This is a genomic window from Nostocoides australiense Ben110 (assembly GCF_001050535.1).
Classification (GTDB): Bacteria; Actinomycetota; Actinomycetes; order Actinomycetales; family Dermatophilaceae; genus Nostocoides_A; species Nostocoides_A australiense.
On sequence record NZ_HG764815.1, the window covers coordinates 1964129 to 1973951 of the forward strand.

Here is a 9823-nt window from a genome sequence, read left to right on the forward strand (position 1 = left end):
CCCGCCCGCGCCCGACCCGGGCTCGTGGCGCGTCCGCTGACCTCCCCCGTTCGGCCAGTCCGCCGCCGCCGCTGTCGACGGGCGCAGCGGCGGCGCGTGATCAGGCCGGCCGCGCGGTCACCATCAAGGTCACGCCGGGCAGGCCTTTCACCGGCAGGTAGCGCTCCACCGTGACCACGCCCTTCAGTGCCAGGTTCACCGGTCTGGGCAGTTGCTCGAGATCGCTGCCGGTGCTCGTGCGCCGGCGCAGGGCGACAGTCGGGCGCAGGAGGACATTCCAGGACCACAGCTCCTCGATCCTGAATCGGTTGCGCAGCAGCAGTTCCGAGAGGGTGCCCCTGGTGTAGCGCCGCACGTGATCGACAGCGACGTCGTGAGCGGACCACAGCCGCGGGTCGCACGGCACGGCGATGAGGAAGGTGCCGTCAGGGCGCAGGATGCGGTGCACCTCGCGGACCGCCGCGTCGTGGTCAGGGATGTGTTCGAGCACGTCGTAGGCGACGACCAGATCGACGCATTCGCGATCCAGGGGCAGTTGCGTGGCGTCGGCCCGGATGACGTCGAGTCCTCGCTCCTTGCCGACCTGGGCGCCCTCGGCGCCGTATTCGAGAGCGAGCACATCCCAGCCCTCCCGGGCGAGCACCCGGGAGTTGCCGCCGCCGGCCGCGCCGATGTCGAGGGCGCGACCGGGCGTCATACCGGCGATCGAGCGAGCCAGGCGGTGGCGGCGCTCGGCATACCACCAGTGCGTGTCCTCGAGTTCGGTGAGCTTGCGAACTTCCTTGTCGTGCATCAGATTCGCACGTGCCCGTCGCCTTCGACGATCCACTTCGTCGTCGTCAGCTCCGGCAACGCCATCGGGCCGCGGGCGTGCAGCTTCTGCGTCGAGATGCCGATCTCGGCACCGAACCCGAACTCCCCGCCGTCGGTGAAGCGGGTCGAGGCGTTGACCATCACGGCGGCCGCGTCGACCTCCGTCGTCCAGCGGCGGGCCGCCGCGCGGTCCTCGGTCACGATCGCCTCGGTGTGCCCCGAACCGAAGGTGCGCACGTGCTCCAAGGCCGCATCGATGCTGTCGACGACCCCGACGCTCATCTCGAGCGAGTGATACTCGGTGGCGAAATCCTGTTGTGTCGCAACGGCAAAGGGGACGCCCGCCGCAGTGGCGATGGCGCTGGCGCGCTCGTCGGTATGCAGCGTGACACTGGCTCCGGCCAGGTCGGTCAGGGCCTTGGGCAGGAATTCGTCGGCGACCTCGGCGTGGACGAGCAGGGACTCGGCCGCATTGCAGACGCTCGGCCGCTGGGTCTTGCTGTTGACGGTGATGGCGAGCGCCTTGTCGAGGTCTGCCGCCCTGTCGACATAGACGTGGCAGTTGCCGATGCCGGTCTCGATGACGGGGACGGTGGAGTTCAGGACGACGGACTGGATGAGGTCGGCTCCCCCGCGAGGAATCAGCAGGTCGACCAGGCCACGTGCCGTCATCAGGGCCCGGACCGCGTCATGACCTCCGCCGTCGAGCAGTCCGATCGCGTCGGGGTTGATCCCTTGTGCCGAAAGGGATTCGCGCATCACGTCCACGAGGACCCGGTTGGACGAGGCGGCCGCCGACCCACCGCGAAGAATGACGGCATTGCCGGATTTCAGGCCGAGGCCGGCGGCGTCGACCGTGACATTGGGCCGGGCCTCGTAGATCATCCCGACCACGCCCATCGGCACCCGCACCTGGCGGATCTGCAGGCCGTTCGCCAGAGTGGAGCCGCGGACGATCTCCCCGACCGGGTCGGGCAGGGCAGCGATATCGCGCAGCGCGTCGCCCACCGCCGCGACCCGCTCGGGGGTCAGGCGCAGCCGGTCCTGCAGGCTCTCGGGCATCCCGCCCGCGCGGCCGCGTTCGAGGTCCTCCTCGTTGGCCGCGACCACGCGCGCGATGGCGGAGTCGAGGGCGTCGGCGAGGCCACGCAACACCTCGTCCTTGCGGGCACGGGAGAGCAGGGCAAGCTCGCGCGCCGCGACGCGCGACTTCTGCGCAAGCTCGGCGACGGTGGCCGTCGCCTCGGGCGAGATTTCCGACATGGCTCCAGGGTAGGCCGTTACCGCCCGGCCACCTGGTGTTCGCCCACGAGGCGGCCAGATGCGGCATGCTCTGACGCAACCGGGCGAGGGGATATCACGGTGCCACCCAACCTGTACGCATCCCACGTACATCACGTTCGGACGAAGAGGACGCCATGTCACGACGCTTTGCCACCACTCTCGCCGGTGTCGCGCTGAGCGCGCCGCTCGCGATCACCGCCCCGGCGGACGCCGCCGCACTGCGCACCTGTCGCGGCACGATCGCCAATATCGTCGTGAGCGACAGCATTCGCGTGCCCGCCGGGGCGAGTTGCACCCTGCGCAATGTCGCCGCACGCGGGGCCGTCTTCGTCGAATCGGGCGCGACGCTGATCGTCACGAACAGCCAGGTCGCGCGGAGCGTGACGAGCACCGGACATCGCAAGGTCAGCATCGAGAACACTCGCGTCACCGGTGCCGTCAGCCTCAACGAGGGCGGCGCGATCTCGATCCTCTACAGCAGCTTCGGGGCGGATATCACGTTGACCGCAAACACCAAGACCGGCACGAAGGTGCTGCGGGGCAATGGGATCGACGGGCGTCTTTCGTGCACGCTCAACGCGCCCGCGCCGACGGGTTCGCTCAATTCGGTCCGGGGCGGCAAGTTCGGGCAGTGCAAGCGCGTCTGACTCCGCCCGAGCCGGTGGCAGAATCCTGCGTGTGAGCACCATCGTCTCGATCCAGTCCGCGGTCGCCTACGGCCACGTGGGCAACTCCGCCGCCGTCTTCCCCATGCAGCGCCTCGGGGTGGAGGTGTGGCCGGTCTATACGGTCAACTTCTCCAACCACACCGGCTACGGCGCGTGGAAGGGGCCGCTGATCGCGGCCGACGACGTGCGTGCGGTCATCACCGGCATGGAGGAGCGCGACGCCTTCGGCGAGGTCGACGCGGTGCTGTCCGGCTATCAAGGCGGCAACGAGATCGGCGGGGTCATCATCGATGCCGTTGCCCGCGTCAAGGCCGCCAATCCGTCGGCCATCTATGCGTGCGACCCGGTGATGGGCAACGCCAAGAGCGGCTGCTTCGTCCACCCGGACATCCCGATCCTGTTGCGCGAGAAGGTGGTCCCCGTCGCCGACCTGATCACTCCGAATCAGTTCGAACTAGGCTTCCTCACCCACACCGAGCCCGAGACGCTCGAGGACACGCTCGCCTCCGTCGACAAGGCCCGCGAGATGGGCCCCTCGACCGTGCTCGTCACCAGCGTGCTGCGGCCGGACCGCCCCGAAGACACCATCGAGATGCTTGCGGTGCACGGCGACGAGGCGTGGCTCGTCCAGACCCCGCACATCCCGTTCAAGGTCAACGGGTCCGGCGACGTCACCGCCGCCCTCTTCACCGCCCACCTGCTCGACTCCGGCCGCGCCGACGATGCCCTGGCCAGGACGGTCTCCTCCGTCTATGCCGTGTTGAAGCGGACCTTCGAGTCCGGCCGCCGGGAGTTGCAGCTGGTGCAGAGCCAGGAGGAGATCGCCCACCCGGCGATGGAGTTCACCCCCGAACGCGTGCGCTGAGTCCTCGACGTCACACGACGTCGACCCGCCGCGCCAGTGGGATGGTGATCAGCGCGGCGAGTATGCCGGCAGCCACGGTGATCGTGATCGGCCAGGCGGTCAGGTGGTCGGCTTCCCGGGCCACGAGCGCACCGCCCAGAGCGGTCGCACCGGCGACCCCGACGGCCGCAGCCACGGTCCGCCCGGCCAAGTAGCGCCCGCGTTCCTCGTCGGGGACGAGAACCGTCAGGTGCACGGCCAGGGTGTTGTTGACCAGTCCCATCCCGGTCGCGGCGAGGGCCCAGCCCCCCATGGCCACGGGCAACGACACCACGTCCAGGGCCAGGAGGAGGGGGCCGAACCCGCCGAGGGTCATCACTGCCATACCGGCTGCGGCAACCTGACCGGGCGAGAACCGGGCGCGCACCGCGTCCCGGCTCGAGACGTTGGACCCGACAGCCCAGAAGATGCCGGTGATGGTCAACGTGACGCCGGCGATGGCCGGGCTCGCACCGCGGACGGTCGCGAGCAGGAGCGGAAGATAGGAGCCGAGGGCGGAGAAGGCCAGGCTGACGAGGAGGGTGGCCAGGACCAAGGCCGGAGCACCGCGCTCGCCCCGAAGCGAGCCGGACGGAAGCACGTGGGCGAGCCGGACGGCGATCACGAACAGGGCGGCGGCGGCACCGGCGGCGCCCCAGAACTCACCGGACGCGCCTGCCGAGGTGCCCCAGGTGAGCATGGCAATGGCGCCCGCGACGAGCGCTGCAGCCCGGATCGTCGCCCGTTCACTCGCGCTCCACTCGCGGGCCCCGCGCGCGGTTGCCCGTCGCAGCGCCGGGAGGAGGGCGGGGACGACGGCGATCAACATGATCAGGGGCAGCAGGAAGGCCGCCCGCCAGCCGAGCCATTGGGCGATCCCGCCGGCGACCGCCGGACCGACCAGCGACGGCACGATCCAGGCCGTAGCGAAGGCCGCGAAGACCTTGGCGCGCAGCGCTTCCGGCATCAGGTCGGACACCAGGACGACGAGCGCGATGTCGAGGCCGCCCTCCGCGATGCCCGAGAGCGCCCGGGCGGCGAGCAGCACCTCCATCGAGGGTGCGAGTCCGGACGCGATCTGCGCGAGGGCGAACAACACGAGTGAGAACAACAGCGGCCGACGCGGGCCCCTGTGGTCGGTCCAGGTGCCGGCGACCGTGGTGGCCACCAAGTAGGTCGCGGCGGGGATCGCCGAGGCCAGGCCGAACCAGCGCAACCCGTCGAGGTCGTCAGCGATCACCGGCAGGATCGTGGTGATGGCGCGGTTCTCGTAGGCGCCGAGGGTCACCAGGGCGATCGCGGCGATGGTCACCCACCGGTGTTCGGGGCTGAGGATGGACGCCGAGCGGGTCACGGGCCGGCTGCTGATCAAGGTCATGCCGCCCATCCTGAAAGATGAAGTCGACCTTAAGTCAAGTGCCGTTGCCCAACCGGTCTGTCGGCGACACGGCGGTGTGGGCGGCGGGAGACGATGAGGGTTTGCCGGTCGGCGCGGTACCCTCACCGCGGAGCATCGCAATCACCGAGTCAGCGAGGAAGCAGATGAGTGCCGCCGCCGAGTTCAAGGCGTCAGTGGTCGAGATGAAGACCTACCCCGTCGAGGGGACGGCCATCGAGGTCAAGAAGCTCTACGAGGGGACTTATGGCGAGGTGCCGGAGACACTGAACGGGTGGTTCCACCGGGACGACTGGCCGCGCACGGCATACGTCCTGTCCCGCATGGACGACGGCGAGCGGGCCCTCGACGTGGGCGTCGGGGCGGGCCAGTTCCTCAACATGGTCGCGCTGTCCGGCAAGTATTCCGGTGTCTACGGCGCCGACCCGACCCGGTTCGGCAAGTACATCGAGTACTCCGACCTGATCCACCGCACCAACGACGGCATCGACAAGCTCCCCTATCCGGACGACCACTTCGACGTCGTCACGTGCATGGAGGTGCTGGAGCACATTCCCGAGGAGATCTTCACCGCCGGCCTGGCCGAACTGCGCCGTGTCTGCCGGGGGCAGTTGCTCATGACAGTGCCCTTCGAGGAGCCGGAGCCGATCTCGAAGACCCATGTGCGCCGTTTCGAGCGTCAGGACGTCGTCGACAACTTCCCCGACGGCCGCTACACCATCTTGAACCGGTGGCGGATGCCATGGGTCCTGATCGAGGAGCGGATGGACGGCAAGCCCTTCGCCCCGCTCGACGAGCCGATGTTCGACGACACCCCCAAGCCCAAGACGGCGGCAGCGAAGCCGGCGGCCACGGCGTCGAAGGCCACGGCGTCGAAGGCCACGGGGTCGAAGGCCACGGGGTCGAAGCTCACGGTCGAGCAGCGTCGCATCGAGCAGCTCGAGGCGACCGTCGCGCGCCTGAAGTCCCGCCGGTCGGTGCGCACGGCCGACTGGGCCGGTGCCCAGGCTCGCCGCGTCAAGCAGGCTGCCAAGCGCCGCCTCGGCAAGTAGCCCGGGGTCAGGTAGCGCGGGGTTACGCCGACGTCGGAGACCGGCTTCGTCGGCTCCCGCGACGGCGCCGTCCAGGTGCTGTCGGAGGGCTGATCCGGCAAGTTCAGCGGACGACGAGGTTGTCGCGGTGAATGACCTCGCGCTCGTATTCGGGGCCGAGGTCCCGCGCGAGTTCCCGAGTGGAGCGCCCCATCATCCTGGGCAGCTCCCCCGCGTCATAGCTGACGAGGCCTCGGGCGATCACGACACCGTCCGGGCCCGCCACATCGACAGGGTCGCCGTCGGCGAATGCCCCTGTGACAGCGATGATTCCGGCCGGCAGCAACGACTTGCGCCGCTCGACCAGCGCCGCGACGGCCCCGGCATCCACGGTCAGGACACCTCGAGGTGTCGTGGCGTGGGCGATCCACAGCTTGCGGCTCGCCTTGCCGACCGAGTGCGGCAGGAAGACCGTGCCGACGTCCGCACCGGCAAGCGCCTCACCGACGGCGGGCGCGGCACACAGCACGGCGGTGATCCCCGCCGAGTTGGCGATCGCGGCCGCCTCGATCTTGGTCGCCATGCCGCCCGTGCCGACCATCGACCCGGTGCCGCCGATGCGCACGGCCTCCAGGTCGGCGAGGGAGCGGATCAGCGAAATCCGCTGCGTCCCGGGCTCACTCGGCGGACCGTCATACAGCCCGTCGACGTCGGTGAGGAGCACGAGCGCCTCGGCCTTGACCAGGTGCGAGACCAGCGCTGCGAGCCGGTCGTTGTCGCCGAACCGGATCTCGTGGGTGGCGACGGTGTCGTTCTCGTTGATGATCGGCACGATGCCGAGCTCGAGCAGCCGGTCGAGGGTGCGTCGGGCGTTGGTGTAGTGCGAGCGTCGGGTCACATCGTCGGCGGTGAGCAGCACCTGGCCGACCGTGAGGCCGTATGCCGCGAAGGCCTGGGCGTACGCCGCCACCAGTGCGCCCTGGCCCACCGAGGCAGCTGCCTGCTGGGTGGCGAGATCCTTTGGGCGGCGGGCCAATCCGAGCGGGCCGATGCCGGCCGCGATGGCACCGGAGGAGACGAGGACGATGGGTTCGCCCCGGAGCCGGCGGTCGGCGAGGGGCGCGACGAGCGCCCCGATCCGGGCCGGGTCCAGACGCCGGCCGCCGTCGGTGGTCAGCGACGACGAGCCGACCTTGACGACGATCCGGCCGCGTCCGGCAATACGCGCTCGGGCAGCCGCGAGTTCGGCAGCCGCGAGTTCGGCCGGCGCGAGTTCGTCGGTGCTCATTGGTCGGTGTCGGGTGTGGCCCAGTGCCCGGCCTTGCGCTCGGCAGCCAGCTCCTCGCGAGCGGCGGTCTGGGCGTCCTTGCGGGCGTGGAACTCCTCGCGGCGTTCGGTGTTGGTCCGGCGCGAACGATCGTCGAAGCGGCCGTCGGTGCCGCGGCCACCGAGCAGTTCGGCGCCGCCGACCATGGTCGGATCCCAGTCGAAGACCACGGCGTTGTCGGCCGGGCCGATGAGCACGGTCGCGCCGGGCACGGCGCCCGCGGCCAAGAGGGCGTCCTCGACACCGGCGCGCTGCAGCCGGTCGGCGAGATAGCCGACCGCCTCGTCATTGGAGAAGTCGGTCTGACGCACCCAGCGGGTGGTCTTGTCGCCGACGACTCGGAAGACGGTCTCGCCGCCGTCCTGCTCGCGCACGACCTGGAATCCCTTGTCGTCCACGGCTTTCGGACGGATGGTGACGCGCTGCGCCACGATCTCGGACTCCTGCTCGGCCCGCGCGGCCTCGACGGCCCGGGCCATCGCGAAGATCCACTCCTTCAGACCGACGTGCGCGACGGCGGAGACGATGAACACCTCATACCCGCGCTCGCGCAGGTCGGGCTCGACCATCTCGGCGAGCTCACGGGCCTCCGGGACATCGGCCTTGTTCAGGACGACCATCCGGACCCGCTCGGCCAGCGGCCGTCCGCCGAGCAGGTCGCCGGGCACATAAGCCGCCAACTCGGCCTCGATGGCGTCGAGATCGCTCAGCGGGTCGCGGCCCGGCTCCAGGGTGGCGCAGTCGATGACGTGGACGAGCACCGAGCAGCGCTCGACGTGGCGCAGGAACTCCAGGCCCAGTCCGCGGCCCTCGGAGGCGCCGGGGATCAGGCCGGGCACGTCGGCGACCGTGAAGCGCATCGACCCGGCGGTCACGACGCCGAGGTTGGGCACGAGGGTGGTGAATGGGTAATCGGCGATCTTGGGCCGCGCCGCACTGATGACGGACACGAGAGAGGATTTGCCCGCGGACGGGAAGCCGATCAGGGCGACATCGGCGAGCGACTTCAGCTCGAGCACGATGTCGACGCTCTCCCCCGGCTCGCCCAGCAGCGCGAAGCCCGGCGCCTTGCGCTTGGTCGAGGACAGGGCCCGGTTGCCCAATCCGCCGCGGCCGCCTTCGGCGATGACGACGGAGGCACCCGGGCCGACGAGGTCGGCGATCACCTCGCCGTCGCGGGTGGAGACGACCGTGCCCTCCGGGACGGGCAGTATGAGGTCGCCCCCCTTCGCGCCGTCGCGCTCGTCGCCCGCTCCGGGCCGGCCGTTCTCGGCGCGCCGGTGGGGGTTGCGGTGATAGTCCAGCAGGGTGGTCGACTGCGGGTCGACGGTGATGACGACGTTGCCGCCGTTGCCGCCGTTGCCGCCGTCGGGGCCGCCGAGCGGCTTGAACTTCTCGCGGCGGATGGAGGCGACGCCGTGGCCGCCGTCGCCGGCGGTGACGTGCAGGGTCACCCGGTCCACGAAGGTGGTCATCGCAATCGGCCTCTCAGCGTCGGTCGAGGGGAAAAACAGCGAGGGGGCGGGCCGCTCGGGCCCGCCCCACTCACGCGAGGTGCGCGCGGGCTGGGCCGCGCAGCATACGGAAAGCTAGTGCGTCACTCGCCGGCGACGACGTTCACGACGCGGCGGCCGCGCTTGGTGCCGAACTCGACCTTGCCGTCGGCGAGGGCGAACAGCGTGTCATCGCCGCCGCGGCCAACGTTGTCGCCCGGGTGGAAGTGGGTGCCGCGCTGGCGGACGATGATCTCGCCGGTCCCGACGACCTGACCGCCGTAGCGCTTGACGCCCAGGCGCTGAGCGTTGGAGTCACGACCGTTGCGGGTCGAGGACGCTCCCTTTTTGTGTGCCATGTCTTAAGTCCTTTTCGAGAAAGTGGCTCAGGCGTCGATCGCGGTGATCTTGACCTGGGTCAGGTGCTGACGGTGACCCTGGCGCTTGCGGTAGCCGGTCTTGTTCTTGAACTTCATGATCGTGATCTTCGGACCCTTGGCGGGGCCGACAACCTCGGCCTGGACCGACACCTTGGCCAGCTTGCTGGCATCAGAGGTGACGGTGGTGCCGTCGATCAGCAGAAGAGGGGTCAGGTCCAGCTTGTCGCCGGCCTTGCCGGACACCTTGTCGATCAGGAGGACGTCGCCGACGGCGACCTTCTCCTGACGACCGCCCGCTTTAACGATCGCGTACACGTTGATCTCACTTTCGCTTACGTCTTGCGCGCACTCTCGGATGACCGGCCAATAGCTACCCCGGGATCGGGACATCGACGCGGTGGGCGCACCAAGGATCAATGCTAAGGCCTGGCAGGTGTTGCGACCAAACGCGCTTCCGCGGCTCGGCCCTTGTCTCCCCTTGGCCGCGACCTCGTCAGGCGTCCGTTGCCGGGCGCGGCGGGCCGGCGGGGGCGGTGGCCCGGCCGCGG

At 69.9% G+C, this 9823-nt stretch carries 10 protein-coding genes; 3 read left to right on the plus strand and 7 right to left on the minus strand.

Annotated elements, in window-relative coordinates; all coding sequences use genetic code 11:
* Positions 1–100: 100 nt before the first annotated feature.
* Entirely contained in the window at positions 101–793 is a 693-nt protein-coding gene (locus tag BN11_RS09500) for a class I SAM-dependent methyltransferase (RefSeq protein WP_048697010.1), read from the minus strand.
* The gene (locus BN11_RS09505; RefSeq protein WP_048697013.1) at positions 793–2076 is read right to left on the minus strand and encodes a glutamate-5-semialdehyde dehydrogenase; all 1284 of its coding nucleotides are present in this window, start codon (positions 2074–2076) and stop codon (positions 793–795) included. The genes BN11_RS09500 and BN11_RS09505 overlap by 1 nt, the downstream gene beginning before the upstream one ends.
* Before the next feature lie 155 nt (positions 2077–2231).
* Here BN11_RS09505 and BN11_RS09510 point away from each other — a divergent pair, with 155 nt between their 5' ends.
* Complete coding sequence (locus BN11_RS09510) at positions 2232–2744, plus strand: hypothetical protein (protein ID WP_048697016.1); 513 nt, start codon at positions 2232–2234, stop codon at positions 2742–2744.
* Positions 2745–2775: 31 nt separating this feature from the next.
* On the plus strand, positions 2776–3630 hold the full coding sequence (pdxY, locus tag BN11_RS09515) for a pyridoxal kinase PdxY (protein ID WP_048697021.1): 855 nt from the start codon (positions 2776–2778) through the stop codon (positions 3628–3630).
* 10 nt (positions 3631–3640) lie between these two features.
* Here the strand turns inward: pdxY and BN11_RS09520 are convergent, their stop codons facing one another.
* The gene (locus BN11_RS09520; RefSeq protein WP_162213199.1) at positions 3641–5026 is read right to left on the minus strand and encodes an MFS transporter; all 1386 of its coding nucleotides are present in this window, start codon (positions 5024–5026) and stop codon (positions 3641–3643) included.
* A 164-nt stretch (positions 5027–5190) separates the two neighbouring features.
* Between BN11_RS09520 and BN11_RS09525 the strand changes: the two genes are divergently transcribed.
* Positions 5191–6096 carry a class I SAM-dependent methyltransferase gene (locus tag BN11_RS09525; protein WP_048697027.1) on the plus strand — a complete coding sequence of 302 codons (906 nt, stop codon included), beginning with the start codon at positions 5191–5193 and terminating at the stop codon, positions 6094–6096.
* Positions 6097–6199: 103 nt separating this feature from the next.
* On the opposite strand, the gene proB is transcribed toward BN11_RS09525, so the two are convergent.
* The 4 genes from proB to rplU form a co-directional block, all read right to left on the minus strand.
* Positions 6200–7363, minus strand: a complete 1164-nt coding sequence (gene proB, locus BN11_RS09530; RefSeq protein ID WP_048697031.1) for a glutamate 5-kinase — start codon at positions 7361–7363, stop codon at positions 6200–6202.
* Positions 7360–8877 carry a GTPase ObgE gene (gene obgE / locus BN11_RS09535; protein ID WP_048697034.1) on the minus strand — a complete coding sequence of 506 codons (1518 nt, stop codon included), beginning with the start codon at positions 8875–8877 and terminating at the stop codon, positions 7360–7362. The genes proB and obgE overlap by 4 nt, the downstream gene beginning before the upstream one ends.
* A gap of 122 nt (positions 8878–8999) precedes the next feature.
* Entirely contained in the window at positions 9000–9254 is a 255-nt protein-coding gene (rpmA, locus tag BN11_RS09540) for a 50S ribosomal protein L27 (protein ID WP_048697038.1), read from the minus strand.
* 27 nt (positions 9255–9281) lie between these two features.
* Positions 9282–9590 carry a 50S ribosomal protein L21 gene (gene rplU / locus BN11_RS09545; RefSeq protein ID WP_048697040.1) on the minus strand — a complete coding sequence of 103 codons (309 nt, stop codon included), beginning with the start codon at positions 9588–9590 and terminating at the stop codon, positions 9282–9284.
* Positions 9591–9823 lie beyond the last annotated feature (233 nt).

What these genes read in the sequence shown, in the direction of transcription:
- BN11_RS09510 (WP_048697016.1), top strand. Translation starts at nt 2,232, where the DNA reads ATGTCACGACGCTTTGCCACCACTCTCGCCGGTGTCGCGCTGAGCGCG.
- BN11_RS09525 (WP_048697027.1), top strand. Translation starts at nt 5,191, where the DNA reads ATGAGTGCCGCCGCCGAGTTCAAGGCGTCAGTGGTCGAGATGAAGACC.
- BN11_RS09505 (WP_048697013.1), bottom strand. Translation starts at nt 2,076, where the DNA reads ATGTCGGAAATCTCGCCCGAGGCGACGGCCACCGTCGCCGAGCTTGCG.
- obgE (WP_048697034.1), bottom strand. Translation starts at nt 8,877, where the DNA reads ATGACCACCTTCGTGGACCGGGTGACCCTGCACGTCACCGCCGGCGAC.
- proB (WP_048697031.1), bottom strand. Translation starts at nt 7,363, where the DNA reads ATGAGCACCGACGAACTCGCGCCGGCCGAACTCGCGGCTGCCGAACTC.
- BN11_RS09500 (WP_048697010.1), bottom strand. Translation starts at nt 793, where the DNA reads ATGCACGACAAGGAAGTTCGCAAGCTCACCGAACTCGAGGACACGCAC.
- rpmA (WP_048697038.1), bottom strand. Translation starts at nt 9,254, where the DNA reads ATGGCACACAAAAAGGGAGCGTCCTCGACCCGCAACGGTCGTGACTCC.
- BN11_RS09520 (WP_162213199.1), bottom strand. Translation starts at nt 5,026, where the DNA reads ATGACCTTGATCAGCAGCCGGCCCGTGACCCGCTCGGCGTCCATCCTC.